Genomic DNA, 24,949 nt, shown 5'->3' on the forward strand with positions numbered 1-24,949 from the left:
AACCGGACGCTACCCTGCCCGGGCCAAAGCCATGACCCTGCCCCTGCTCGTCCTCAGGCCAGACGATGCCGGTCGGGTCGCGATGGTGCACGCAACAGGCTTTCCCGATCCCTGGAGCCCGGCGGCCTTCCGCGACCTCCTGTCGGAAAGCACGACGCTGGGCCTCGGGATCGAGCAACATGGCGGCCTGGCCGGATTTGTTCTGGTGCAGACCGTCGCCGGCGAGGCCGACATCCTCACGATTGCCACGGATCCCGCCCTCAAGCGGACAGGCATTGCCAGGCAATTGCTGGGCGGCCTCATGTCGCGGCTTGGCGAGCGTGGCATCAGCAGGATCACGCTGGACGTTGCCGAGGACAATACGGCCGCAAGGCGTCTCTATGAGGGACTCGGCTTCACCGAGGATGGCCGTCGTCCCGGCTATTACACAACCGGGCGGGACATTCCCGCCGCAGCAATACTGATGTCACGGGACCTGTCGGTTTGACGCGTCAACGTCTAGACTTCCCCAAGCGTTAAAGGCAGAACTGCTAAATGGATCGACTTGAAAAACTCTGTGCTGAAAAAGGCCTCCGCATGACGGAGCCGCGCCGCGTGATCGCGCGCATCCTTTCGACATCGGACGATCACCCTGACGCCGAAGAATTGCACCGGCGCGCCAATTCCATGGATTCCTCGATTTCGCTGGCAACTGTCTATCGCACGGTGAAGCTGTTCGAGGATGCCGGCATCATCGAACGCCACGATTTCCGCGATGGCCGGGCGCGCTATGAAGAAGTGCCGGACGAACATCACGACCACCTGATCGACATCAAGACAGGCGGCGTCGTCGAATTTCATTCCGAAGAGATCGAGGAATTGCAGATCGAGATCGCCCGCAAGCTGGGCTACAAGCTGGTGGATCACCGGCTCGAACTCTACGGCATACCGATCAAGGACTCTGAATAGGCACGTTGCCTCCCCCTATAGGGAGAGGCAACGCCATTACCTCGTTCAGGCGTTCAGGAAACCCGTCAGGCGTTTGGTGATGATTTCCTCGGCCTCGGCCATGATCCGGTCGATCAGTTCCTTACAGGTCGGGATATCGTGGATCAGGCCGGCAACCATGCCGCAGCTCCACGCACCGGCGTCCATGTCGCCGTCTTTCATGATGCGCGGATAGACGCCTGCGACTTCCTCGACGATGTCCTTGAATTGCAGCTTGTCGCCGAGCGCCTTTTCCTTCTCGATGAGACGCTCCACGGCGGCATTGTTGAGCACGCGTTCGGTATTGCGAAGCGAGCGCATGACGAGGCGCGTGTCGAGTTCGGACGCGGCAACGATCGCGTCTTTCACGTTCTGGTGCACAGGCGCTTCTTTCGTGGCGATGAAGCGGGTGCCCATGTTCATGCCGTCAGCGCCCATGGCGAGCGAGGCAACGAGGCTGCGGCCATCCGCCTGACCGCCGGATGACACGAACGGGATATCCAGTTCGTCGGCAGCGCGCGGCAGCAGGATCATGTTGGGAATATCGTCTTCGCCGGGGTGACCACCACATTCGAAGCCGTCGACGCTGACTGCGTCACAGCCGATCGACTGCGCCTTAAGAGCGTGGCGCACGGCGGTACATTTGTGGATGACCTTGATGCCATGCTCCTTGAGTATGGGCAGGACCTGGACCGGGTTGTTGCCAGCGGTCTCAACCGCTTTCACGCCGCCTTCGATGATGGCTTTCACATAGCCAGGATAGTCGGGCGCGTTGACAACAGGCAGGAAGGTCAGGTTCACGCCGATCGGCTTGTCGGTCATGTCGCGGCAACGGGCGATCTCGTTGGCGAGGTCAGCCGGTGTTTTCTGCGTCAGTGCGGTGATGATGCCGAGGCCGCCGGCATTGGACACCGCAGCTGCCATCTCGGCAAAGCCGACAAAGTGCATGCCGCCCTGGATGATGGGATGCTGGATACCGAACATCTCGGTGATACGGGTTTTCATGGGGCGTCTCCTCAAAACGAATACGCGCCATCCTTGAACAAGGACGGCGCGTATCGCAAGGTTGACGATGGGGAAAGACCGGTTGCCCGGCCCGGCCTCACTTAGCTGGAAGCAGGTGACCAGGAACCCCGGCTGCGCGTGGGTGCTGCACCACCTCCGGAATTGCCGCCACCGGACCGTGCGGGCCGTTGGCCGCCGGGCTTGCCGCCGAATTTCTTGCCGCCATTCGAGCCGCCCGCCGAGTTCGGCTTGCCGCCCTGGCTGCGGGAAGACCCACCGCCATTGCGTGAATGACCGCCACGGCTTCCGCCGCCGCCCGGACGGCTGCGTCCGCCATTGCGCTGTTGTTTGTGCGGGCCCTCTTCTTCCGGCAGCGACAGGTCGAGTGCTGTGCCAGCTGGCGGGTCGATCCGCGGAATGGACTTTCCGGTCAGCTTCTCGATATCACGCAGGTAGGCGCGCTCGTCATTGCCGACGAGCGAGAGAGCAATACCGGTCTTGCCGGCCCGGGCTGTACGCCCGATGCGGTGGACATAGGATTCCGAAATATTCGGCATGTCGAAATTGATCACGTGGCTGACGCCATCGACGTCGATGCCGCGGGCGGCAATGTCGGTTGCGACCAGGATCGGAGCCTTGCCACTCTTGAATGCATCAAGGGCCCGGATGCGCTGGTTCTGACTCTTGTTGCCATGGATGGCTTCGGCATAGAGGCCGTTATTGCCGAGGTGTTTGACGACCTTGTCGGCGCCATGCTTGGTGCGTGTGAAGACAATAGCGCGGTCCATGTCGTCGGCTGCGAGCAGCTCGGCGAGGAAATCAGGCTTCGCATTGCCCTTGATCATGTAGACGCCCTGTTCGATGCGCTCGACAGGTTTCGATTCCGGCGTGACGGCAATCTCGATCGGATCACGCAGGAAATCGTCTGCAAGGGCACGGATCGGTTTCGGCATCGTCGCCGAGAACAGCAGGGTCTGGCGCTTGCTCGGCACGGCGGCCATGACCTTGCGGATGGCCGGCATGAAGCCGAGGTCCATCATCTGGTCGGCTTCGTCGAGCACGACGGCGGTTGTGTCAGCCAGGCTGATGGCCCGCGTGTCCATATGGTCGAGCAGGCGGCCGGGCGTGGCGATAAGGAAGTCGACGCCGCGCGACATCTGCTTGATCTGGGCACCAGGCTTCACGCCGCCGACGACAACCGCAACGCTTGGGCGCATATGGCTGCCATAGGTGCGCACGCTGTCGGCGATCTGTGCCGCAAGCTCACGTGTTGGGGCAAGGATCAGCACACGCGCCGTGCGCGGTGCCGGACGGGATGGCTTGGTGGCCAGCAGGCTGAGCAGCGGAAGCACAAAGGCCGCCGTCTTGCCGGTGCCGGTCTGGGCGATGCCGACCACGTCGCGGCCTTTGAGCAGCGCGGGAATGGCTTGCGCCTGAATCGGGGTAGGATTGGTATAGCCCTCAGCTGTAATGGCTTTGAGGACGGGCTCGGCGAGGCCGAGTTCGGTAAATTGGGTCAAAATGACTCTTTCATGTTCAGGCGCAGCGTGAGGCTCGTGCCCGCGCGCGCTTTTGGCTCTGTTTGTTTAGGAAGCCTGTGGTGATCGGCATCCCGGTTCTTGTGCGCACTCGACGCGAAACCGGATAGGCTTACGATCAATGCGAGAGCAGCGGCACGCCTTTGTGGGGCGCTGTCCCTGCTGATGCAGCCTATGACACGCTTTGCTGCGCCGCACAAACGGTTTTGGCTGTGGGAGTGTTAACGCCCCGGCCCTGCGACACATTGTGCGATAGGGGATCATCCGGAGTGTACGGGCGAGGTCGGATGCGCTTCTATGGCTGCAGAAAGCACTGCCTCTCGAAAGGCAGGCACAACAGGGACGGAAATAACGACGATGGCAGACACCCAGACGCTTGAACGCAGATCCACCGGCGCCGACATCGAGCATTTCGATGTGCTGGTCGCAGGAGCCGGCATTTCCGGTATCGGCGCGGCCTATCACCTCAAGACCCAGACACCGGACAAGAGCTTCGTCATCCTCGAGTCGCAGGAGAGTTTTGGCGGCACATGGCTGACCCATAAATATCCGGGCATCCGGTCCGACAGCGACCTGTATACGTTCGGCTATCGCTTCAAGCCCTGGACCGGCCAGCCCATCGCGGCTGCCGACAAGATCCTGACCTATATGAACGAGGTCATCGACGACAACGATATCGCCCGGCACATCCGCTACAATCACAAGATCCTGTCGGCGAGCTGGTCATCGGCGGACAAGCGCTGGACCGTTGAAGCGAAACGCTCCGACACGGGCGAAACCGTCCGCATCACCGCAAACTTCCTCTGGATGTGCCAGGGCTATTACGACCATGCCAAGGGCTATACGCCGGAATGGGAGGGTATGGACGATTTCAAAGGCCAGATCGTGCACCCCCAGACCTGGCCGGAAGACCTTGATTACAAAGGCAAGCGGGTCATCGTGATCGGGTCTGGCGCAACCGCCGCAACGGTCATCCCGGCCATCGCCGGCGACTGCAAGCATGTCACGCTGCTGCAGCGTTCACCGACCTATTTCATTCCCGGACGCAACGAGAACGAACTCGCCGACGAATTGCGCAAGCTGGAAATCGACGAGACATGGATCCACGAGATCGTCCGGCGCAAGGTCCTGTTCGACCAGAATGAATTCACCCGCCGCGCGGTGGAGGAGTCCGACGCAGTGAAGGAAGAACTGCTGGCTGGCGTACGTGAATTCCTTGGGCCCGATTTCGATATCGACAAGCATTTCACGCCATCATACCGCCCATGGCAGCAGCGTATCGCCTTCGTGCCGGACGGTGACCTCTTCCAGGGCATCGCCAGCGGCAAGGCCAGCGTCGTCACCGACCATATCGACCGCTTCACCGAAAAGGGCATCCTGCTGAAATCCGGTGAGGAGCTCGAGGCCGACATCATCGTCACGGCAACCGGCTTCAACCTGTCCGTCCTCGGCGGCATTCCGTTCACCGTGGACAACAAGCCCGTCGATTTCGCCAAGACGATCACCTATCGCGGCATGATGTTCACCGGCGTACCAAACATGGCTTGGGTATTCGGCTATTTCCGCGCCAGCTGGACCCTTCGGGTCGACCTGCTCGGCGACTTTGTCTGCAACATGCTCAAGCACATGGATGAAAAAGGCGTCCACCAGGTCGAGGCCGTTCTCAGACCCGAGGACAAGGATATGGACATCCTGCCCTGGATTGATGCCGGCAATTTCAATCCGAACTACCTGATGCGCTCGATCGACCTGATGCCGAAACGCGGATCAAACCCGGAATGGCAGCACAATCAGGACTATTGGGCCGAAAAGGACGTGATCCCGGCGATCGATCTCGACGCGCCGGAATTCAAATATTCCTGAAGCCGGGCTCCGGCGCCGCTACAATTCGTGCGGCGTCTGGATGCTCTCGATATAGGCGATCAGCGAGTCGATATGGTCTGGCTCGAACGCAAAGACCGGCATGTCGGGGTGGCCGACCATGATGCCTTCGGCCAGTGGCTCGGCGAGGTCTTCAATCGGGTAATGTTTCGACAGGTCGCGGAACGGGATCGCGTCCGCGTGCGGACTCGGTCCTTCGAGACCGATGGCGTGGCAGGTCGAGCAGATATTTTCGGCGATTGCCCGCCCCTGCCCCAGTTTCTCGGATGCGGTATTCTCGAACTCACCGTCAGGTCGTTCGACCGGCACGCCGATGCCGAGCGAGGGCTCTACGGAGAGCGCTTCTTCAGGCACTGGCGCCGGTTTCGCGCAGGCGGTCACCAACAAGGCGGCAGCGCCAAGGCCCGCTATCCGGTAGGCCGCGGTGTGGTTCAGTCGGATCATGGCGTGTTCTCCTGCGCAATGTGGCCAGCATAGACCGCGCCGCACGCAAGGAACAGTGTCAGGCCACTGTGGCGCGTTCGTTTTTGGCGGGGCGCACAGCGCGTTTGAGCACGTCGAGATAGCCGCGCGAGATACAGTCATGCTCGCGGTAATAGCCACGCGACGAGAGCAGGCGGTGCAGCTTGGGCAGATTGTAGCCCGGTACGGCCGCGAAGTGGTGGTGCTCAAGGTGATAGTTGACCTGGTTCGGCGCAATCAACAGGCGCTCCCACCATGACGCGAGCGTCGTGCTCGTATTGTCGCGCGGATCATGGCTGTCGCGGTCAATGGCGACGCCATGTTCACCAATCTGGCGCACACGGGTCAGCACGGGATAGATGAAAATCTCGGCGGCCCACCACATAAGGTAGGCCCATGGCGCGCCAACAGCCGTCAGAACGGCCAGCAGGCCGACATGAAAGACCAGCCACGGATAGTGCTTCTTCAGCTTGAAGCCTTTCAGCTTCATCATCGTGTCACGCAAACCCGTGCGACCGGTGACGTCGCGCACCAGCTTGCGCTTCAGGCTGTCGCGCGAGACCGGATAATTCTTCACGAAAATCTTGTCAGGATCCTGCGGCGTACCGGCATATTTGTGGTGCTTCAGGTGATAGGCGCGATAGGCATAGACCGAGATGTTCATCGGCGCGCCACACAGCCAGTGGCCGATGAAGTCATTGCCCGCCTTGCTCTTCACGAAGGCATGGTGGGCGCAGTCATGATTGAGAATACCGAGACCCAGCTGGCGCCCGCCAAGGAACACGATCGCCGCAAGGATAGTCAGCGGGTTCGTCCAGATGATCGGCACGGCAAAGGCCGCCACGATCAGCGCCCAGTTGAACAGGAGCGAGGCGATGGCCTTCACGTCAGACGGCATTGACAGCTGTCGCAATTCTTCCTTCGACACAGCCTCGGACAGGCGTACGGCTTCGGTCATGGTCGGACGTCTCCCAATCGGTTTGTTCTGATTATTTGTATTTGTAACATCAATATGCACAATAGGTCAAATGTCGTTACGTTTTGACCTCGTCACTGCTGAAGACGTGTCCGCGCGCACCCTTGTCCTGTCGCTGATGAGCGTGCACGGGCGCCGGACGCAGGCGCTGACTTACCTGACTCGTGCCGGCGCCTTGTTCGGCATGGAGCCGACCGCCATCCGCATGGCGGTCACGCGCCTCGTCAGGGACGGCCTGCTGGAAAGTGTCGACCGCGGCATCTACGCTGCCGGCGCGAAGGCGGCCGCGCTGACTGCCGAGATCAGCGACTGGCGCACGACGCCCGACAGGACCAGCCCCTGGCAGGGCGGCTGGGTCGGGGTCATGACCAACCACCTTGGCCGGACAGACCGCAAGGACCTGCGCGCGCGCATGCGCGCACTTCGGCTCTATGGCTTTGCGCAAGCCGAAGCCGGGCTATGGGTCAGACCGGACAATTTGCGCCTGTCACTGGCCGACTTGCGTGCGGCGCTAGTGCGTATCGGCCTGCAGGCGGATGCACTGCTTGTCACGATAAACGAGACTGCCTTGCCCACCGGCATGGACTGGCGCGACCTCTGGTCTACGGATGAGTTGAAAGCGGGCTACGAGTCCGCACTCGCCGCCATGCAGCACAGCCGCAAGGCCGTTGCCGGACTGTCGTCAGACGCCGCGGCGAAAGAAACGCTGCTTATTGGCCAGTCGGTGATTCGCACGATCAACCTCGACCCACTCCTCCCGGAACAGATCGGCGACGCAATCCTGTTCCGACAGATGGTGTGCGAAATGGAAGATTATGACCGGTTTGGCCGCACCTGCTGGGACAAGATTACCTGACCCCCTCCCCTTTGGTGCGAATTCCTTGCTCCAGGACCAAGCTTGTGTCTCAATACTGTTCAGGAATCGTCACCTGGGCTCGGGGGAGCAAGACAATGATCCTGTTTGTACACGGCGTGCCGGATACGCCCTTTCTCTGGGGACCGCTGGTCAAAGCGCTCGGCCTGAAGCCCGACCAGTGGATGGCGCCGGCCTTGCCGGGTTTCGGCAGTCCCGTGCCCCCCGGATTCACCCGCACAAAAGATGCCTATGCCGACTGGCTGATTGCCCAGATGGAGGCCGTCGGCCACCCGGTGAACATTGTCGGTCATGACTGGGGCGCACTTCTGACGCTGCGGGCCTGCTCCCTGAGACCCGACCTGGTGGAAAGCTGGTGCGTCACCAATGCCGTGATCGACAGCAAATATTCAGGGCACCGCATGGCACGGATGTGGGCAACGCCCCTGCTTGGCGAGTTTGTGATGACAGGCATGCGCAATGAGACGAAACTGCAGGCCGCGCTGGTCGAAAGCGATATGCCGCCTGCCATGGCTGCGCACGAAGCGCCGCTGGTCGACAAGACAATGCGCCAGTCGATCCTGAAACTCTATCGCTCGGCCCGGGGCCTGCGCATTTCAGGAGACTGGGAAGACGACCTCGCAGACCTGCCCGCTAAGGGCCAGCTCTACTGGGGCGAGGATGACCCCTTTGTCGGCCTGCCCGTCGCCCAGCGTTTTGCCAAACGCTGGAACGTTCCCCTGCATGTCGAACATGATGCGGGCCACTGGGCCTGCGCCGAACATCCGGGCAGCTTCGCCCTCGTCCTCAAGGAGTTCTGGGCGACCAAACGGATGATGTGAGGCCGTTCAGGCCGCTTCAGCTTTCGGATTGCCTAGTTCCATCTTCACACGCTCAGCCAGCTGGCGTGAGGTGAACGGCTTGGCCAGGAACGAGACTGCACGGTCATCGTCAAGCTGCTTGGCCAGGTCGCGCTCGGCATAGCCCGAGATGAAGATGACGCGCGCATGGCCCAGCAAAGCCTTGGCTTCGCGGATCAGGGTCGGGCCGTCCATGCCGGGCATGACAACGTCAGAGATGACGAGGTCAAAGCTGCCGGGTGCGTCTTCGAGCACTTCCATCGCCTGTTCGCCGTCGCAGGCTTCGGAGACGTCATAGCCGCGCTTGCGCAATTGTGTCGCCGTGATCGCGCGTACGCCATCCTCGTCTTCGATCAGCAGGATGCGACCGCGACCGGAAATGTCGACCGGACGATTGGCCAGTTTTTCGGCTTGGGTAATCTCCACCGGGGCCGGGATATCTTCGGCCCGAAGCGCAGGAAGGTAGATCTGGAACGTCGTGCCTTTGCCGACAATCGAGATCGGGCAGATATAGCCGCCCGACTGCTTGATGATACCATAGACAGTGGCAAGGCCGAGGCCAGTGCCGACACCGGCTTCCTTGGTCGTGAAGAAGGGCTGGAAAATCTTGTCCATTACTTCGCGCGGCATGCCGTGGCCCGTGTCTTCAACTTCGATCAGCATGTAATCGCCGTCTTCGACAAAGCCGAAGCCCTTGGCCTGAGCGTCCCGGCCGGTCGCGCGGGCCGTCCGTATCGTGAGCTTGCCGCCATTGTTGTGACTGATCATGGCGTCACGCGCATTGGTAGCAAGGTTGATGATCGCGGTTTCGAGCTGGTTCTTATCGGCCTTGATATGCGGCACGTCGCGGCCATGCGTGACCACGATCTCGACACGCTCGTCGAGGATCTGGCGCAGCAGGATCGAGAACTCGGACAGGAAGTCCGTGACGTTGAAAATTTCACGCTTGAAGGTCTGCTGGCGGGCATAGGCCAGCAGCATGCGGACGAGGTCTTTCGCACGGATCGAGAATTCGTGGATCGATTTCAGGTTGTTGTAGGACGGGTCGCCCACAGGGTGGCTCGTCATCAGGTCCTCATTGTTGAGGATGATGCCCTGCAGCACATTGTTGAAATCATGCGCAACGCCGCCAGCCAGCTGGCCGATGGCCTGCATCTTCTCGCCATGGGCAAGGCGCAGTTCCAGTTCACGCTGTTCGGTAATGTCGATGACATAGGCGACCGACGGCCGGCCATTGCCGTCGAGCGTGACGAACACGTTGACGTGGCGCGGCTCACGGCCGGCCAGCTTGAGCCCGACCGGTTTGTCGATGGCATCGATCAGTGAAGCATTGAGCGCTTCCTGGCCGTCTTCGGCGACGAACAGGTTCGAGAAGTGGCCGCCCGGCGTGGCTTCGCCGCCGGTCATCTCCATCAGCGCACGGTTGGCATCGAGAATGATCGCGCCGTCGACGCCGTCACCTTGCAGCCGGACCGCGCCGAAAGGCGCATCGTCAAACATCGGGTCGCCTTCGAGGCGCGGAGGACGCGAGGATGAGGCAAAGTTCAAACGCTCTTCCTGGCCGTTCATCACCTGCTGGTTGGCGAGGATGATCGTTCGGCCAGCCGCTTCGGCGCCGCGTCCGGCCCAGGTCGTGATCGCCTGCACGGGCACTTCAACCCCGTCACGCGCGCGCAGTTGGATATCGGCCCGGCCCGGCGCGCCGGTCTTACGGTCGCGCGCCAGCATTTTCACGAATTCGGGGCGCATGATGTCGTCGATACGGATGTTCTTCGCCGTTTCCGGCAGGCCTAGCATCTCGCGCAGCCAGGAATTGGCATAGGTGATCGTGCCATCGGGGCGCGCAGCGAAGAAACCCATCGGGGCGTCTTCGACATAGAGGGATTTCAGGTCCGATGCGCCGGTCGCTTCCTGCTGGCCGGCGATACGGCGGATGCGCCAGAGCACGCGCTGGCGTGGCAGCGGCGACACGCCAATTTCGAACTGGGCCGGCACCTGGTCCGCGCCGATCGTGATCGGCGGCAGGACTTCGCGGCGCGCCAGGCCCGCCTTGGCGGCCTTGGACAGACGGTAGACAGGGGCAGCCAGGCCCGGATTGGCGCCGAACAGGCGGTCGACCGTGACCGCGCCGCCATCAGCCTGACCGATCATCAGCGCGATCCGGCTGAGTTCATTGTAGGATTCGTTGGCCGCAACCGGGGCGCCGCCCTGGTCGGTGATCAGAACGGATTCGTCGAGCGCCTCGATCCAGCCAAAACGGGGCATGTTGGTTTGTACAGCGCGAGCAGCCGAACCGCGTTCGGGGAACAGGCCCAGGAACCGCCCTGCCCCGCGTACGCTCCAGAGCAGGAACACGAGACCACCGGACGCCATCGAGATCAGCAGGATCGGGCCGGGCGCGCCAGAGGCTTTCGGCCAGGCCAGCGCAACGCTGGCGGCCGCGATCGAAATCAGCAGGCAGCCCCAGAACAGGAGCTGCATGATATCGAAACGCCCACCGGGCTCGGCAAAGCCTTCGCCGCCGGTGACTTCGCCATCATCGCCAGTATTGGCCGCCTGTGTGAGTTCCAGGGAATCCATGCGTGTTACGTCTCCTGCACCGACAGCATCGCAGCGTGCCGGATCACTATACATTGATTCCAACGGCACAGGGCCGACTCAGCCGTAGCGGAATCCTAGTCGACTTACATTGACACAGCAAAGGTTAACGAAACCGAAAAAAGCGTTAAGACTCACTGTGGAAATTACACAAACCTCATCTGATTCGGAGTTTCTCATGACGCGTACCGCCACCGCCCTTGCTGCCATCCTGATCCTCGCCGCCTGTGCCACACCCCCGACGCCTGAGGCCGCCGTCGCCGAAACGCTGGCGCCTGCCGAAGTCACGCAGGATGAAAGCGCACGCCTCAACGACTGGTTCGAAGTCAAATTCCAGGAAACCGTCGCCCGCAGCCCGATGACCCAGACCTATCTCGGCATCAAGGACGATTACGACAAATGGGACGACGAATCCGACGCGCACGCGCTGGGAGACCTTGAACAGCAGCGCGCCATAATCGCGGAAATGAAATCGACGTTCGACTTCGACGCCCTGGATCCGCAGGCGAAACTGTCCTGGCGGCTGGCCGAGTACGAATTGTCCCAGGCTGAAGCGGCCTTCCCGTTTCGCGACCACGAATACGTGTTCAACCAGATGTTCGGCGTGCAGTCGGGCATTCCCGCCTTCCTGGTCAACCAGCACAAGGTGAGCGGCCCGTCAGACGCCGAGGCCTATATCGCGCGGCTGGAAGGCATTCCGGCCTATCTGGGCCAGAATGTCGCCAATTCGCAGGCTGCCGCCGCGAAGGGCATCCTGCCACCACGCTTCGTCTATGATTATGTCCTGTCGGATTCGCGCGGCGTCATCACCGGCTATCCGTTCACATCCGACGTCGCCGACGGCAGCGAGGACAGCCCGCTGATGGAAGACTTCCGCGGGAAAGTGAGCAAACTGGAGAACACTGACGGGGTCACGCCTGACGAGGCCGCGTCGCTGCGGGCCCGGGCCGCTGAAGCGCTCAAGACATCCGTCGGGCCGGCCTATGACGCCGCCATTGCAGAAATGGAAGCGCAGGCCGCTGTTGCGACGACGGATGACGGCGCGTGGAAACTGCCGGATGCCGACGCCTATTACGCCATGCGCCTGAAGCAGATCACGACGACCGACATGAGCGCTGACGAGATCCACGATCTCGGCCTCGCCGAAATGGACCGTATCCAGGACGAGATGCGGGGCATCATGGTCAAGGTCGGATTCGAGGGCAGCCTGAAGGAGTTCTTCGACTTCACCCGGACCGACCCGCAATTCTTCAAGCCGAATACCGACGCGGGCCGCGCCGCATACCTCAGCGAAGCGACGGCGGCGATTGACGCCATGCGCGAAGACCTGCCGATGGTGTTCAAGACCTTCCCGAAAGCCGACCTGGTCGTGAAAGCAGTCGAACCCTTCCGCGAGCAATCCGCCGGCAAGGCCTTCTACTCGCGTCCTGCGCCGGATGGCAGCCGACCGGGCACCTACTACGCCAACCTCTACCGCATGCAGGACATGCCCACTTACCAGATGCAGGCGCTCGCCTTCCATGAAGGCATTCCCGGCCACCACATGCAGATCGCCATGGCGCAGGAACTGGAGGGCATCCCGAGCTTCCGCAAGTTTGGCGGCTATACGGCCTATACCGAAGGCTGGGGCCTCTATTCGGAACTGCTTCCGAAGGAAATGGGATACTACTCTGATCCGTATGATGATTTTGGGCGGCTCGCGATGGAAATCTGGCGTGCGGCCCGGCTCGTTGTCGATACCGGTATCCATGACAAGCACTGGACCCGCGAACAGGCGGTCCAGTACCTGATGGACAATACACCGAACCCTGAAGGTGACTGCCAGAAGGCCATCGACCGCTATATCGTGATGCCTGGACAGGCCACGGCCTACAAGATCGGCATGCTCAAGATTGTCGAACTGCGTGAAATGGCGAAATCAGAACTGGGCGACAAGTTCGACATTCGGGACTTTCACGATGTTGTGCTGAGAGACGGCGCCGTGCCGCTGGCCATCCTTGAGCAGAACGTGAAAGCCTGGGTCGACGAAACCAGGGCGAGCTAGGCGCATGCCCAAGCGCTTGTTGAAACCAGCAGCGGCGGGGCTCAGCCTCGCCCTGCTGGCCGCCTGTACATCCGTCATGGCGCCGCTGCTGAAACCGGACGTGAGCACAGCAATCACCCGCGTGAAAGCCGGCGACTATGCGCTCGACCCGGCACACGCGGCGGTCCTGTTCCGTATCAACCATCTGGGATTCTCGACCTATATCGGTCGGTTCGAGACGTTCGATGCCAGCCTCACGGGTGATGCCGCCGATCCGGTCAGTTCAAGTGTCGAGGCGGTGATCGACATGACTTCGCTCGACGTCGCAAACGCCCCCTTCGCTGCCGAACTCATGGGGCCTGACTGGTTCGACGCCGCGACATTCCCACAGGCTGTCTTCAAGTCCACATCCGTCGTGATGACGGGTGACATGACGGCAAACGTCACCGGCGACCTGACGCTGCGCGGCGTGACAGCGCCCGTAACGCTGGACGTCACATTCAATGGCGCCGCCTATGACCGGTTGCGCGGCGCCGACGTGGCCGGCTTTTCGGCGGTGACAACAATCGACCGGACGGTGTTTGGCGTGTCGCGATTTTCGGGCCTTGTGACCGACACGGTCGACATCGAGATCGAGGCCGAATTCATCCGGCAAACCGCAGCACGATAAACGGAACGTTATTGGTTCCAAGGCGCTATCCCACCTGACACGACCATGAAGCAATATGCGGGGGCTTGGCCATGCTGGCAGGTTTTATCCAGGAAGTTCTTTCAGTATCGGGCCTGTTCACGCTCTTGATGCTGCTGATGCTGCAGGCCGTCCTCGGCTTCGACAATCTTCTCTACATCTCGATTGAGTCCAAGCGGGTGGGCGAGGACAAGGCGCCCATGGTGCGGCGCTGGGGCATCGGCCTTGCCGTCCTGTTCCGCGTCGTGTTGCTGTTCATCATTGTCGCGCTATTCGATGCGCTGGCTGAACCCTTGTTCGGCGTGCACCTGCCGGGTTTCTTCGTCGGAGAGTTCACGTTCCAGAGCCTGATTACCCTCGCGGGCGGCGCCTTCATCATCTATACGGCGGTCAAGGAAATCACACACCTCCTGACCGTCGAGTTCATCGAACACAGTGAAGGCGGACGGCCCAAAACGGTCCTGCAGGCCATTATCCTGATCGTGGCAATGAACCTGGTCTTTTCGTTCGACTCGATCCTGTCCGCCATGGCCATCGCCAATGACAAGTCCGTCGATGCGGCAGGAAATATCGTGATCACCTACCAGGTCTGGCTGATGGCGATTGCCATTATCACTTCAGGTATCGGTATGGCGCTGATGGCCGATGCCGTTGCCAATTTCCTGAAGAAAAACCGGATGTATGAGGTGCTCGGCCTGTTCATCCTGTTCCTTGTCGGCGTGCTGCTGGTCACCGAGGGCGCGCACGTCGCGCATATGCATATCTTCGGCTTCCCGATCGATGCGATGAGCAAGTCCAGTTTCTACCTGGTCATCTTCGTTCTGGTCGTGACGGATATTATCTCCTCGAATTACCAGAAACGCCTGTGGGCGCAGAAGGAAGCTGAGATTCGGGGTGATGGGTCGCCGGAAGCGTCATGTGCAGGGGTAGATGAACACTTGGCGGCCAAAAAACGTCCGGCTCACTCCGCGTGAACTAGCGCAGGGCCGGGCCGCGTTTCGTAATGCGCAGGGCCATCTGTGCGCCCTTGCGGCCGATCTGGGCCTCTGCAGCGACAGGACCATTGCGCCCACCGGACAGCAGTTCAACCGGCTGGTCCGCCGGCACGCCGAGCAGCAGGGTCGAGCCCGCCTTCAGGTCGGTCAGGCGTGACAGCGGCACGCTGAGACTGGCGATTCTGGCCGTCAGCACGGCGGTGACAGCGGCGCCCGACGGGGTTGGCGCGGGTGTGGCCGGGGTGGGGGTCGAGGCGAGGTTCGTCCGTGCTGCGGCCGCAGGCGGCACGAAGTCGAACAGGTCGTCGCTGGCCAGGATCATCCGTGCCGGCATCCGCAAATGATCGAACCTTATGTCCAGGTCGATCACGTCTGCCGCGCCGGGCCGCGCGAGGGCAGCGGCGAAATCGGCATCGGTTTCGATCCGGGCAAAACTGAGCGACGATGAAATACCGGCGCCAAGCGGGCGCACCAGGCCTTCGAGCAGCGCCGTGTCGAGCGGCGTCAGGTCGCGCGGCACGAAGGGGCCGGGCTTGCCGCCGCAGGCGCTTTCAATCAGGGCCGCAGCCAGCGGGGCGCTGAGGCTGAGCATGGCAATGATTTCGCCGTTCGGCGCTGCGAAACAGGCAATCGCGCGGCCCGTTTCGCCTGAATAGGATTCCAGCGCCGATGCGAAGGTGCCGCCGGACGCCGCCGTGACGGTCGCTGCAGCACGCAGGCCGCAGCCCTGGCGGAAGGCAAGCGACAGGCGTGCGGCGAGGCGCAGGGCATCTTCGGGAAGGTCCGGGCGAGCGCCCACCGGTGAGGCAGTCCTGTCCAGGTCGGGAATATCGCGGGGCGTGACCGATACGGGTTCGGGCGCTGGTTCGGGCTCCATGTCCGACAGGTCGGGCCGCAACAGCGCCTCAATCTCGGCGGAGCTGAGCTTCTCACGCAGCACAGGCTTATGCGCCTCGGATTCGAAGGATTCAAACCGCGTCGGCATATCGAGCATGACCGCAGTGTCACGTCTTGGAGACATGTCCCAACCGTCGTCAGCTGTGGATGGCAATGAACGGTTCATGGGCGCAATTAGGGATCCGGTCCAGCAAACCTCCAGTGTGCGCCAAGAGAGTTAACGACTGGTTAGTACTTTTCGCACCCTGCCCGCATTGCTGGATGAAAAAACAGTTGGTCCGAGGCGCCGGGATTAACGAATCATCGCGTGATCTTAAACTAGCGAGGCTTGTCTTAAGACCCTGATTACCATCAGGTAAGGGAACGTTCGGACCTTGATGCGATGATCCCTTTAACGCACGAGGTACGACACAGAATCGCCGCGGCGTTGGGTTGATGGTAAAAAGGCGGCGGCACTTCCGAAAACCGGAAGGCCGCCGTTCTTCATTTCAGGTTTCTCAAAACCGTGATTCAGTCGTCGCGCAGGGTGCGTTCCTTGCGCTCGTGACGCTCTTGCGCCTCGAGGCTGAGGGTCGCCGTGGGGCGAGCCTCAAGACGGCGCAGGCCGATCGGCTCACCGGTTGCTTCACAAAACCCGTAAGTCCCATCGCCAATCCGGCGCAACGCACTGTCGATCTTGGAGATCAGCTTGCGCTGGCGATCACGCGTACGCAATTCGAGCGCCTTGTCGCTTTCGGCCGACGCCCTGTCGACAACATCGGGCAACGAACCGGACTCATCCTGCAAATTGTGGATCGTCTGTTTCGCGCCGTCGAGAATGTCCGCCTTCCAGTTCTCAAGCAGCCGCCGGAAAAAAGCCAGCTGACGCTCGTTCATGAACTCCTCGTCATCGGAGGGGCGGTAATCGTCTGATAGTTCAATACTCATAGCAGACACCTTTAACCAGGATGGCCCCGATATAGAGCGGCTAGCGATTCACTGCAATCGCTGAGCCGCAGATTAATAGTTCAATGATTTCAGTCGATTGCGGCCATTTGATGTATATTTGATAGTAGTATGACATAATGAATAGGTCCAAAAGCGGGCAAACAGGCCGCATTTAGCAGGCTAAGGCTTGATCTTTGGATCGACGCCGCGCTCTATGAAACCTCGTCCAAAGTGCAGCTTTCGCAACGGTTTTAGTGCCCATGGCCCGCCGAAGGAAAAGATCAATCCGCTCCTCCGGCTGGATGCAGGCAGTGATGTTCAATTCACTGCTGATCCTCATTCCTGTGATCGGTGCACAAGTGGTTGGCGGGGCCTTTTCCGGCGCCACGTTCTCCGAAGCACCTTCGGTTGAGGCGATTGACCAGACCCGCCACAACATGGACGAGGCTTTCACCGCGATGGCGCCGCGCAATGCGGCCGACAAGTACAAGTTCTGGCACGATATCGTCTCGCGCGAACTGACCGCGCGCGACGTGACGGCAGCGCGCGGCTTCCTGATGGCCGCGCCGCAGATGCTGGACCGCGAAGACGTCAAGGAACTGATGGCCGCAGCCAATTCGGAAATCACCGGCACCGAAGACGAACGCATTGCGCTTGCCGCCCTCAGAAAGCTGCCAGTCGCTGTCAGTGAGCGTTTTGCCGAGGCGACGGGGTCTGCGCGCAACTTGAACACACAAGTCGATCAGGACGAGGCCAATGCAGATGCCGTCGAGCCAGACCCCGAGGCCGGAGAGGCGGCCGACGAGGTGGTTTCGCCAATCGTCGCGGCCCGGTTTGCCCTTCTCGGCACGTATGCCGATCTGGCCAACCATTCCGAACGCTGGATGAAGGGCGACCGCATCGACGAACTCGTGCTCAAGATCACCGGTATCGGCCTGGAACAGGCGGACCAGCCGGATGCGCTGGCGGAGTCCAACATCCGTGCCCTGTCGATCCTGAAATCGGCGCGCCGGTCGCGCCGCATCACACCTGAATTCAACGACTACCTGACCGACCGGCTAAACGCCGCCTTGCCGGATTCCGTCCTGAAACCGGCTCTGGAAGAGGCTTTCGCCGACATGGCAATCACCAAGGTCAGGGTCCAGCGCGTTCGCGCGGCCTATGAGAGCGCGATCAATCCGAAAGGCCTCGCCCGACTGGAAACCGACCTCGCCCAAATTGACCGGATCGGGACGCTGACCGATCCATCGGCGGCCGTGACCCTGATCGAACAGGTCAAGGACAGCGCGGACTTGCGCCGCGTGCGCCTGATCGCCGAGGCTGGCGGCGATCGGTCCGTTGCCCTGTTCAAGCAGCTGGGCCCCGGCGCGATGCGGATTGCCGACACAGGCGTACGCTGGACGCGTGAACTCGTGCTTCAGTTCATGGGCCTCACTGCCGCCGGGCTCATCATGTTCTGGGTAACATGGTCGACGCTGCGCCGCAGCCTGCATCGGCGGCCGCGTATCGAAACACCGCAATAGGCACCCCCGGATAAGGTCTCAGGCGAGGCCGAACGCACCCTTGATGCCATCAATCAGCAACTGAACCGACAGCGCCGCGAGGATGACACCCAGGATACGGGTCATGGCCCCGGCCACGCTGGCGCCCATGAGGCGCACAAGCGGACCTGCAGCGAGGAAGATCACCAGCGTGAGCAGGAGATTGAGACCGATCGCCGAAAGTACGACAGCCTTCTCCGTCCAGACCGTTGCGCCCGACATGTAGAACATCGCGGTGGCAATGGATCCCGGACCGGCGATCATCGGAATGCCGATAGGGAAAACCGAAACATCGTCCAGTTCGGTATTGGGAACATGACCGCCCAGCACTTCCTCTGCACGATGCTCGCGGCGTTCGGTGCGCTTTTCGAACACCATGTCGAGCGCGATCAGGAACAGCAGGACGCCACCGGCAGCCCGGAAGGCATCGATCGAGATATGCATCGCGCCAAGCAGCCATGAACCGCCAAAGGCAAAGGCGAACATGATGATCGTCGCGACGAACGTGGACTTGAACGCCATCTTCCGGCGATAAGCGGCATCGCCCTGCGCCGTGAGGGTCGCAAAGATGGGGGCCACGCCCAATGCATCGATCAGGACGAAAAAGGTGACGAAAGTCGCCGTAAAAAGGGAGATAAGTTCTGCGCTCATGCGCGAGGCCCCTAGTCTCTCTGCACAGCAGCGTCGAGGATTTCCTGCACAAGCGGTGCAACTTTGACAGCGTCAGCTGCGGCGGAAAACTTGGACAGGTCTGCCGCGCCCGACGCCAGAGCCACCATCATCCGGTGTCCGCGCAAGCGCTGCAGCAGGCCGTCATCGCCGCGATGGCCGTCTGCGACCGCTGTTCGGCCACCTCCCAGATCAACAATGACACCATCGCCCTGACCAGCTTCAAGCCGGGAAATCGCCTCATCAAGGCTCAGGCGGATGTCGCCAGGTTGCGAGCGCGCGCGCATGACACTGCCATCTGCCATCAGCTGCCCCCTGCCGTCTCTGCCGTCATCATCTTGCGGCAGCGACTGAGCGCGCGGTACAGGTCTGCGGCGGCAACATCAGCGGAAATTTCAAGGATGCCAGCGCGTTCGTCTTCATGCGCGACAGTCGAGAGCAGCGTGGCAATGGCTTCTGCGGCCTGCGTATAGGCCGAGCCGTCGATTTCGCCGAGCAGGTACATCTGCATGATGGCGAAGTAGACGCGCCGCACCGGCGTCGTCGCCTCGGCCGGGCGCAGGATATCCTTTTCGCGCAGGACACGGGCCTGGTTTTCCAAGAGGAGCACACCGCGACGGTCGCCATTGCGCACAACCGCGCCATTAACGACAAAGGTCTCGCCGGGCTTCAGGGAAAGCTTCAAGGGCATCTCAAGCGAATCCAATTCTGCCTAATTCGATGAATTTTGCAGAAAGGCGTTAACGCATGATTGCCACGCGTTAAGGATCGCGAACCCGGCAGGCTGGGGCTTGGGGAAAGTTAATGTGCCATGCGCCCGTTATCATCGGGCATTTTGGATCATACGGCCTGCACCCGTCCTGAAGCGCCTTTCCTGCATGGGAATGGCAAAATCCTGACGAGCGCGACGCTAAGCTGAAGCTGGTGCTCTGTGGCGGCGCGCATGGCCTGTTCTGTATAGCACATGCCGAACACGGAGCGAAGTCGTTTCCGCTAGGGAATGTCCGAATTACCACTTTTTCACTGAATGACAGGCTTCCCCTAACGTCAAAGCTTGCTCCGCCCGGTGCGCAGCCTATTGTGGGCTCAACCGTTTATAAAAGGACCCTGCCCCATGCGTTTTGAAGGCACCAAGGACTATGTCGCCACCGATGACCTGAAAGTGGCCGTCAATGCTGCCATCGCGCTTGAGCGCCCCTTGCTGATCAAGGGCGAGCCCGGCACCGGCAAGACCGTACTGGCCATCGAAGTGGCCAAGGCCCTCGGCTGCGAGCTGATCGAGTGGCACATCAAGTCGACCACCAAGGCCAACCAGGGCCTCTACGAATATGACGCGGTCTCACGCCTGCGCGACGGCCAGATGGGCGAAGAGCGCGCCAAGGACGTCAAGAACTACATCAAGAAGGGCAAGCTGTGGGAGGCTTTCACCGCCAAGAAGCGCCCCGTCCTGCTGATCGACGAAATCGACAAGGCCGATATCGAGTTCCCGAACGACTTGCTGCAGGAACTCGACCGGATGGAGTTCTTTGTCTACGAGACCAACGAGGTCGTGAAGGCCAAGGTCCGTCCGATCGTGATCATCACGTCGAACAATGAGAAAGAGCTGCCGGATGCATTCCTGCGCCGCTGCTTCTTCCACTTCATCAAGTTCCCGGACGAAGAGACGATGCGTGAAATCATCGACGTGCACTTCCCCGAGATCAAGAAGAAGCTGGTCGGCGACGCGCTGACCACGTTCTACGCCATGCGCGAACTGCCGGGCGTGAAGAAGAAGCCGTCGACCAGCGAACTGCTCGACTGGCTCAAGCTCCTGATGAACGAGGATATCGACCTCGAAACGCTGCGCGAGCAGGATCCCGAGCGCCTGACGCCGCCGCTGCACGGCGCGCTGCTGAAGAACGAGCAGGATGTTGCCCTGTTCGAACGCCTCGCCTTCCTGTCACGCCGTCAGGACGGCCCCGGCGGCGGACGCCGCGGCCCGGCGGGCTGAGGTCAAGCTGCGACGCAGTTGAGATTGCTGGAGGCGGGCCCGTAACACGGTCCGCCTCTTTCATTTGCACGATGTATCAGGCCAGCGCCGCCTAATGCCCGAGAATATCCATCTCGGCCTGGGCGTCTTCGCGGGCGTTGACGTCCTTCCGGCTGTTCAGGAAGTCGGCCATCTTTGACTTGTCGTGGCGTTCGTCGAGCCAGGTCTTGACCGCAATGCCGATCCAGGTCGCGTGGAACAGAAGGCCAAAGCTGATGGCGACAAGGCCCGGGATCGGGCCGATATGGGCCCGGCGCACGAATTGCGACCAGGTTTCCACATCGGTCGGGTGGATGGCGATCTTGGCGAAATAGGCCGCGCCGAGAATGGCGAACAGCCAGCCGTAATTGCGGCGCAGGCGGCGGCCGATCGCCCTGATATTGGATATCCGGTATTGCGGCTTTTCGTAATCGTCCGACAGCGCCGTGCCGCGGTCGAGCGGGATACGGGCCCCCTCCCCGCGCAGCATCGGCACATAGAAGGCAATCTCGAGCACCCGCGCGCGGAAGCGCCAGACATAGAAGAAGCGGTAACGGCGCGATTCCAGCGTCAGGAACACGATGCAGAGCGCACCGACCAGAACGATGGGAAAGGGCGAGGCCTGCGCATTGGCGAAAGCGACCGACAAGCCAATGCCGGTCGAGATCACCGCCCAATTGGTCGTCTGGTCGAGGCGCTGGCGCCATACCGTCGAGCGGTAAACCTCGGCACGGTAAAGGTGGGCAAGCGCGCCCACTTCCTTGGCGCCGCAAATGGCCTCGGGCGGGTCGCCGTCAGGATCGGCAAGATCATCGTGGAATTCAGTCATGGTCGATCCTTATGAACCGGTTCAACGGCGTCGGGAAGCCTGCCAGACAAACTGTCTCACTTGTCAGCGGCGGCAATAGCCGAGCGCAGCAATCGGGCCATAGCCTTCCAGCGCATTGCGCACATGGCGGGTGTCATCGGCAGCGGCCTCGGACCGGATGCGGGCGGCAAGCTGGCCGGCAGTGCCGGTGATCCGGCCGCGCCACAGCGCATAGCGCAGGCTGTCAGGGGCCGCTGTCAGCGCAACGGCGCGGTCAAAGCTGGCAAGATCGCAGCGCTGCATGGAGAGTTCGGCCAGCACATGGCCGAAATCCCCCTTCTCGAAATCATCGCCGAGGCCGCCGCGCGTGACCTTGGTCTGGGCCAGATCGAACATCGCGTCGATGAGCCGGCGCTGAATGGCCGCATCCGTCGCGAGGCGGACGCCGGCCGCCATGATCTCGGGTCGGCCGATATTGAACGGGGCTGCGCCAGCACGGGCGCGCTGCTCAAAACCGCTCCAGCCTGATTCGGCGACAACGGCCTTGGCCTGTTGCCCCGCATAATCGACCTGCGGCGTGCGATGGTGGGCCGGTGCGCCAAGCCGGGACTGCCACGCCTGCAGCAAGGCGGCATCGCCTGTGCGGCCGACCGTTTCAAGGAAAGCGGCCTGGACCCGGGCCTGCTTCTCAGGCGGCAGGACGCCTGCAGCCTCCCAGATCGCTTCGAACATGCAGGTCGTCTCGCTGGGCCCATTGCAGGCGAGAGGTCCCGCATGCGCGAGCGAGGCGGCCGACAGGCCGGCGAGCAGGATCAGGACAGGCTTCAACATGCCGTCATAAGTAGGCGAGGCGGGGTGAACTGGACATGAGTGGCCAGCTTTTCGCTGCGTCAGCTTGGACATGGCGTCCAAGGCGGACTATCTTTACCTCCTGCGACAGGAAAGATGCCCCATGTTCCTCAACTTCTTCAATGAACTGCGTGAAGCCAAAGTGCCGGTCACGCTGAAGGAATACCTCATGCTCATGGAGGCCATGGACAAGCAGGTCATCGACATGGACGTGACCGATTTCTATTACCTGTCCCGCTCGGCGCTGGTGAAGGACGAGCGCAATATCGACAAGTTCGACAAGGTTTTCGGCCATGTCTTCAAAGGCCTCGACAGCCTGGCCGACGCCGTCGACGTGACCGACATTCCCGAGGAATGGCTGCGCAAGATGTCCGAGAAATTCCTGAGCAAGGAAGAAATGGACGAGATCGAGGCCATGGGCGGCTTCGAGAAGCTGATGGAGACGCTGCAAAAGCGCCTCGAAGAGCAGAAGAAGCGCCATGAGGGCGGCAACAAGTGGATCGGCACCGGCGGCACGTCACCCTTCGGCGCCAATGGCTACAATCCCGAAGGCGTCCGCATCGGCCAGGAGAAATCCCGCCACCGCCGCGCGGTCAAGGTCTGGGACAAGCGCGAATTCAAGAATTACGATGACAGCGTCGAGCTTGGCACCCGCAACATCAAGGTCGCCATGAAGCGGCTGCGCAAATGGGCCCGCAAGGGCGCGCCGGACGAACTGGACCTCGACTCGACGATCCGCAACACAGCGCGGCGCGGCTATCTCGACATCGAGATGCGCCCGGAAAAACGCAATGCCGTCTCCGTCCTCCTGCTGCTCGATGTCGGTGGCTCGATGGATCCCTATGTGCGGATCATGGAAGAACTGTTCTCGGCGGCCAAGTCCGAGATCAAGAACCTCGAATACTATTACTTCCACAACTGCCCCTATGAGGGCCTGTGGAAGGACAATCGCCGCCGCATGAACAACCGCATCCCGACCTGGGACGTGCTGAACAAGTTCCCGTCCGACTACAAGGTCATCGTCGTCGGCGACGCCACGATGAGCCCGTACGAGATCACCTATGCCGGCGGCTCGGTCGAGCACTGGAACGAAGAAGCCGGCGGCATCTGGCTGCAGCGCTTCGTGCAACGCTTCCCGAACCTTGTCTGGCTGAACCCGGTCAAGGAAGGCGCGTGGGACTATACCGGCTCGATCAAGCTGATCCGTGAGCTGATTGGTGAACACCGCATGTTCGAACTGACGCTTGGCGGCCTCGACGAAGCGATGAAAGAACTCGGGCGCTAGCTTTACTACCCCGGCGGCATGCCCTCTACTCTGCTCAAAACAAGAGCAGACAGGGGAAACCGGACATGGCGCGAATTGAAGCAAACGGTATCGAGATCGAATATGAAGAGACCGGGTCGCCCAATGACCCGCTGATGCTGCTGGTCTCCGGATTTTCCAGCCAGATGACATCATGGCCGGACAGTTTCCGGCGCGGCCTGGCCGATGCCGGCCGCCGCGTCGTCGTCTTCGACAATCGCGATATCGGCCTCACCACGGAACTGGTCGGACAGACCGCCCCGTCGCCGCGTGACATTGTGAAGGGGATTGCGGCTGGCAAGCCGATGCACGAGGCCGTGCCCTACCTGCTGAACGACATGGCCGCCGATGCCGCTGCGCTGGTTGAGGCGCTCGGTGCACAGAACGCCGACGTGCTTGGCGTTTCCATGGGCGGCATGATCGTTCAGCTGATGGCGCTCAACCATCCCGAACGGGTCCGCGCCCTTATTCCGGTCATGACAACATCAGGCGATCCGACACTGCCGCCGTCAACACCGGAGGCCACCGCGGCCCTGACCGCCGTACCCGAGAAGCGGACGCCGGACGCCGTGGCCGATCTCGCCGTAAAGGGACGGGCGGCCTATGGCTCACATCCGGACATTCGCACATCCGACGATGAAATCCGCGCCGCCGCCATCGCCGCGATGGAGCGGTCTGACCGGCCTGAAGGCGTTGCCCGCCAGTACGCCGCCATTCTCGCCCAGCCGCGCTGGCATGAGCGGCTTGCATCGATCACCCACCCGACCCTCGTCCTGCATGGCGCCGTGGACACATTGATCCGGCCTGCCGCCGGACAGGATATCGCGCGCCGCATTCCGGGCGCCGACATCGCGGTGATCGAAAAATGGGGCCATGACCTGCCGGACGAGATTGTTCCCACACTACTCGACCGGATCGCTCCTTTCCTCGGGCAGCACGCGCCGGATGGCGGGTTCTGATGAGCACAACCGATACCGTCCAGACCCGGCAGGAAGCCGATTTTCTCATCGTCACCATAAACCGCCCGGCCCGGCGCAATGCGGTGGACCGGGAGGCCGCCGTCGCACTTTATGACGCGTTCAAGGCCTTTGATGCCGATGAC

24 protein-coding genes are annotated in these 24,949 nt (G+C 61.5%); 12 read left to right on the forward strand and 12 right to left on the reverse strand.

The genetic code is table 11. The features are described from left to right. The coding region (gene rimI / locus AADA04_RS05670; protein ID WP_340692277.1) for a ribosomal protein S18-alanine N-acetyltransferase at nt 1-487 on the forward strand (487 nt) is incomplete at its 5' end. Between the two features lie 47 nt (nt 488-534). After that, nucleotides 535-948, forward strand: coding sequence for a Fur family transcriptional regulator (locus tag AADA04_RS05675; RefSeq protein WP_340692278.1), 414 nt, complete (start codon nt 535-537; stop codon nt 946-948). Nucleotides 949-993: 45 nt separating this feature from the next. Here AADA04_RS05675 and AADA04_RS05680 read toward each other — a convergent pair whose 3' ends face one another. Next, on the reverse strand, nt 994-1,971 hold the full coding sequence (locus tag AADA04_RS05680) for a nitronate monooxygenase family protein (protein WP_340692279.1): 978 nt from the start codon (nt 1,969-1,971) through the stop codon (nt 994-996). Between the two features lie 101 nt (nt 1,972-2,072). Then, nucleotides 2,073-3,491 carry a DEAD/DEAH box helicase gene (locus AADA04_RS05685; protein ID WP_340692280.1) on the reverse strand — a complete coding sequence of 473 codons (1,419 nt, stop codon included), beginning with the start codon at nt 3,489-3,491 and terminating at the stop codon, nt 2,073-2,075. A 375-nt stretch (nt 3,492-3,866) separates the two neighbouring features. Between AADA04_RS05685 and AADA04_RS05690 the strand changes: the two genes are divergently transcribed. Then, entirely contained in the window at nt 3,867-5,372 is a 1,506-nt protein-coding gene (locus tag AADA04_RS05690) for an NAD(P)/FAD-dependent oxidoreductase (protein WP_340692281.1), read from the forward strand. Nucleotides 5,373-5,390: 18 nt separating this feature from the next. Here the strand turns inward: AADA04_RS05690 and AADA04_RS05695 are convergent, their stop codons facing one another. Together AADA04_RS05695 and AADA04_RS05700 are read right to left on the reverse strand one after the other, a co-directional pair. Continuing rightward, on the reverse strand, nt 5,391-5,834 hold the full coding sequence (locus AADA04_RS05695) for a cytochrome c (RefSeq protein ID WP_340692282.1): 444 nt from the start codon (nt 5,832-5,834) through the stop codon (nt 5,391-5,393). Between the two features lie 58 nt (nt 5,835-5,892). Further along, on the reverse strand, nt 5,893-6,810 hold the full coding sequence (locus AADA04_RS05700; RefSeq protein ID WP_340692283.1) for a fatty acid desaturase family protein: 918 nt from the start codon (nt 6,808-6,810) through the stop codon (nt 5,893-5,895). A gap of 70 nt (nt 6,811-6,880) precedes the next feature. Here AADA04_RS05700 and AADA04_RS05705 point away from each other — a divergent pair, with 70 nt between their 5' ends. Next, a complete protein-coding gene (locus tag AADA04_RS05705) occupies nt 6,881-7,684 on the forward strand; it encodes a hypothetical protein (RefSeq protein WP_340692284.1) in 804 nt (267 codons plus the stop codon). 95 nt (nt 7,685-7,779) lie between these two features. Beyond that, nucleotides 7,780-8,523, forward strand: coding sequence for an alpha/beta hydrolase (locus AADA04_RS05710; RefSeq protein ID WP_340692285.1), 744 nt, complete (start codon nt 7,780-7,782; stop codon nt 8,521-8,523). A gap of 6 nt (nt 8,524-8,529) precedes the next feature. On the opposite strand, the gene AADA04_RS05715 is transcribed toward AADA04_RS05710, so the two are convergent. Continuing rightward, nucleotides 8,530-11,121, reverse strand: a complete 2,592-nt coding sequence (locus AADA04_RS05715) for a response regulator (protein WP_340692286.1) — start codon at nt 11,119-11,121, stop codon at nt 8,530-8,532. 196 nt (nt 11,122-11,317) lie between these two features. Between AADA04_RS05715 and AADA04_RS05720 the strand changes: the two genes are divergently transcribed. The 3 genes from AADA04_RS05720 (at nt 11,318) to AADA04_RS05730 (ending at nt 14,824) form a co-directional block, all read left to right on the forward strand. Then, nucleotides 11,318-13,183 (forward strand): DUF885 domain-containing protein, encoded by a 1,866-nt coding sequence (locus tag AADA04_RS05720; protein ID WP_340692287.1) that lies wholly within the window; start codon nt 11,318-11,320, stop codon nt 13,181-13,183. Between the two features lie 4 nt (nt 13,184-13,187). Then, on the forward strand, nt 13,188-13,832 hold the full coding sequence (locus AADA04_RS05725) for a YceI family protein (RefSeq protein ID WP_340692288.1): 645 nt from the start codon (nt 13,188-13,190) through the stop codon (nt 13,830-13,832). 71 nt (nt 13,833-13,903) lie between these two features. After that, on the forward strand, nt 13,904-14,824 hold the full coding sequence (locus tag AADA04_RS05730; protein ID WP_340692289.1) for a tellurium resistance protein TerC: 921 nt from the start codon (nt 13,904-13,906) through the stop codon (nt 14,822-14,824). A 1-nt stretch (nt 14,825) separates the two neighbouring features. On the opposite strand, the gene AADA04_RS05735 is transcribed toward AADA04_RS05730, so the two are convergent. After that, nucleotides 14,826-15,866, reverse strand: a complete 1,041-nt coding sequence (locus AADA04_RS05735; protein ID WP_340692290.1) for a FliM/FliN family flagellar motor switch protein — start codon at nt 15,864-15,866, stop codon at nt 14,826-14,828. Between the two features lie 386 nt (nt 15,867-16,252). After that, a complete protein-coding gene (gene dksA, locus AADA04_RS05740; RefSeq protein ID WP_340692291.1) occupies nt 16,253-16,669 on the reverse strand; it encodes an RNA polymerase-binding protein DksA in 417 nt (138 codons plus the stop codon). 314 nt (nt 16,670-16,983) lie between these two features. On the opposite strand from dksA, the gene AADA04_RS05745 reads away from it, so the two are divergent. Beyond that, the gene (locus tag AADA04_RS05745; RefSeq protein ID WP_340692292.1) at nt 16,984-18,192 is read left to right on the forward strand and encodes a hypothetical protein; all 1,209 of its coding nucleotides are present in this window, start codon (nt 16,984-16,986) and stop codon (nt 18,190-18,192) included. Between the two features lie 18 nt (nt 18,193-18,210). Here AADA04_RS05745 and AADA04_RS05750 read toward each other — a convergent pair whose 3' ends face one another. Genes AADA04_RS05750 through flbT form a run of 3 tightly spaced genes read right to left on the reverse strand, consistent with a single transcriptional unit; the run spans nt 18,211 to nt 19,570 of the window. After that, nucleotides 18,211-18,861, reverse strand: a complete 651-nt coding sequence (locus AADA04_RS05750) for a MarC family protein (protein WP_340692293.1) — start codon at nt 18,859-18,861, stop codon at nt 18,211-18,213. A gap of 11 nt (nt 18,862-18,872) precedes the next feature. Then, nucleotides 18,873-19,184, reverse strand: a complete 312-nt coding sequence (locus AADA04_RS05755) for a hypothetical protein (protein ID WP_340692294.1) — start codon at nt 19,182-19,184, stop codon at nt 18,873-18,875. Continuing rightward, a complete protein-coding gene (gene flbT / locus AADA04_RS05760; protein WP_340692295.1) occupies nt 19,184-19,570 on the reverse strand; it encodes a flagellar biosynthesis repressor FlbT in 387 nt (128 codons plus the stop codon). The genes AADA04_RS05755 and flbT overlap by 1 nt, the downstream gene beginning before the upstream one ends. 423 nt (nt 19,571-19,993) lie before the next feature. On the opposite strand from flbT, the gene AADA04_RS05765 reads away from it, so the two are divergent. Continuing rightward, nucleotides 19,994-20,869, forward strand: coding sequence for a MoxR family ATPase (locus AADA04_RS05765; RefSeq protein WP_340692296.1), 876 nt, complete (start codon nt 19,994-19,996; stop codon nt 20,867-20,869). A 91-nt stretch (nt 20,870-20,960) separates the two neighbouring features. On the opposite strand, the gene AADA04_RS05770 is transcribed toward AADA04_RS05765, so the two are convergent. Then, nucleotides 20,961-21,716 carry a DUF2270 domain-containing protein gene (locus AADA04_RS05770; RefSeq protein ID WP_340692297.1) on the reverse strand — a complete coding sequence of 252 codons (756 nt, stop codon included), beginning with the start codon at nt 21,714-21,716 and terminating at the stop codon, nt 20,961-20,963. A gap of 63 nt (nt 21,717-21,779) precedes the next feature. Continuing rightward, entirely contained in the window at nt 21,780-22,607 is an 828-nt protein-coding gene (locus AADA04_RS05775) for a hypothetical protein (protein WP_340692298.1), read from the reverse strand. A gap of 40 nt (nt 22,608-22,647) precedes the next feature. Between AADA04_RS05775 and AADA04_RS05780 the strand changes: the two genes are divergently transcribed. Together AADA04_RS05780 and AADA04_RS05785 are read left to right on the forward strand one after the other, a co-directional pair. Continuing rightward, nucleotides 22,648-23,829, forward strand: coding sequence for a VWA domain-containing protein (locus AADA04_RS05780; RefSeq protein WP_340692299.1), 1,182 nt, complete (start codon nt 22,648-22,650; stop codon nt 23,827-23,829). Nucleotides 23,830-23,894: 65 nt separating this feature from the next. Continuing rightward, complete coding sequence (locus AADA04_RS05785; RefSeq protein WP_340692300.1) at nt 23,895-24,806, forward strand: alpha/beta hydrolase; 912 nt, start codon at nt 23,895-23,897, stop codon at nt 24,804-24,806. The last annotated feature ends 143 nt before the right edge of the window (nt 24,807-24,949 follow it).

This window comes from Hyphomonas sp., from assembly GCF_037969335.1.
Lineage (GTDB): Bacteria > Pseudomonadota > Alphaproteobacteria > Caulobacterales > Hyphomonadaceae > Hyphomonas.

Coding starts and splice junctions, on each gene's coding strand:
- dksA (WP_340692291.1), bottom strand. CDS start 16,669: ATGAGTATTGAACTATCAGACGATTACCGCCCCTCCGATGACGAGGAG.
- AADA04_RS05750 (WP_340692293.1), bottom strand. CDS start 18,861: ATGAGCGCAGAACTTATCTCCCTTTTTACGGCGACTTTCGTCACCTTT.
- AADA04_RS05755 (WP_340692294.1), bottom strand. CDS start 19,184: ATGGCAGATGGCAGTGTCATGCGCGCGCGCTCGCAACCTGGCGACATC.
- AADA04_RS05745 (WP_340692292.1), top strand. CDS start 16,984: ATGTTCAATTCACTGCTGATCCTCATTCCTGTGATCGGTGCACAAGTG.
- AADA04_RS05715 (WP_340692286.1), bottom strand. CDS start 11,121: ATGGATTCCCTGGAACTCACACAGGCGGCCAATACTGGCGATGATGGC.
- AADA04_RS05720 (WP_340692287.1), top strand. CDS start 11,318: ATGACGCGTACCGCCACCGCCCTTGCTGCCATCCTGATCCTCGCCGCC.
- AADA04_RS05780 (WP_340692299.1), top strand. CDS start 22,648: ATGTTCCTCAACTTCTTCAATGAACTGCGTGAAGCCAAAGTGCCGGTC.
- AADA04_RS05695 (WP_340692282.1), bottom strand. CDS start 5,834: ATGATCCGACTGAACCACACCGCGGCCTACCGGATAGCGGGCCTTGGC.
- AADA04_RS05765 (WP_340692296.1), top strand. CDS start 19,994: ATGCGTTTTGAAGGCACCAAGGACTATGTCGCCACCGATGACCTGAAA.
- AADA04_RS05680 (WP_340692279.1), bottom strand. CDS start 1,971: ATGAAAACCCGTATCACCGAGATGTTCGGTATCCAGCATCCCATCATC.
- AADA04_RS05705 (WP_340692284.1), top strand. CDS start 6,881: ATGTCGTTACGTTTTGACCTCGTCACTGCTGAAGACGTGTCCGCGCGC.
- AADA04_RS05770 (WP_340692297.1), bottom strand. CDS start 21,716: ATGACTGAATTCCACGATGATCTTGCCGATCCTGACGGCGACCCGCCC.
- AADA04_RS05730 (WP_340692289.1), top strand. CDS start 13,904: ATGCTGGCAGGTTTTATCCAGGAAGTTCTTTCAGTATCGGGCCTGTTC.
- flbT (WP_340692295.1), bottom strand. CDS start 19,570: ATGCCCTTGAAGCTTTCCCTGAAGCCCGGCGAGACCTTTGTCGTTAAT.
- AADA04_RS05675 (WP_340692278.1), top strand. CDS start 535: ATGGATCGACTTGAAAAACTCTGTGCTGAAAAAGGCCTCCGCATGACG.
- AADA04_RS05725 (WP_340692288.1), top strand. CDS start 13,188: ATGCCCAAGCGCTTGTTGAAACCAGCAGCGGCGGGGCTCAGCCTCGCC.
- AADA04_RS05785 (WP_340692300.1), top strand. CDS start 23,895: ATGGCGCGAATTGAAGCAAACGGTATCGAGATCGAATATGAAGAGACC.
- AADA04_RS05710 (WP_340692285.1), top strand. CDS start 7,780: ATGATCCTGTTTGTACACGGCGTGCCGGATACGCCCTTTCTCTGGGGA.
- AADA04_RS05690 (WP_340692281.1), top strand. CDS start 3,867: ATGGCAGACACCCAGACGCTTGAACGCAGATCCACCGGCGCCGACATC.
- AADA04_RS05700 (WP_340692283.1), bottom strand. CDS start 6,810: ATGACCGAAGCCGTACGCCTGTCCGAGGCTGTGTCGAAGGAAGAATTG.
- AADA04_RS05735 (WP_340692290.1), bottom strand. CDS start 15,866: ATGTCTCCAAGACGTGACACTGCGGTCATGCTCGATATGCCGACGCGG.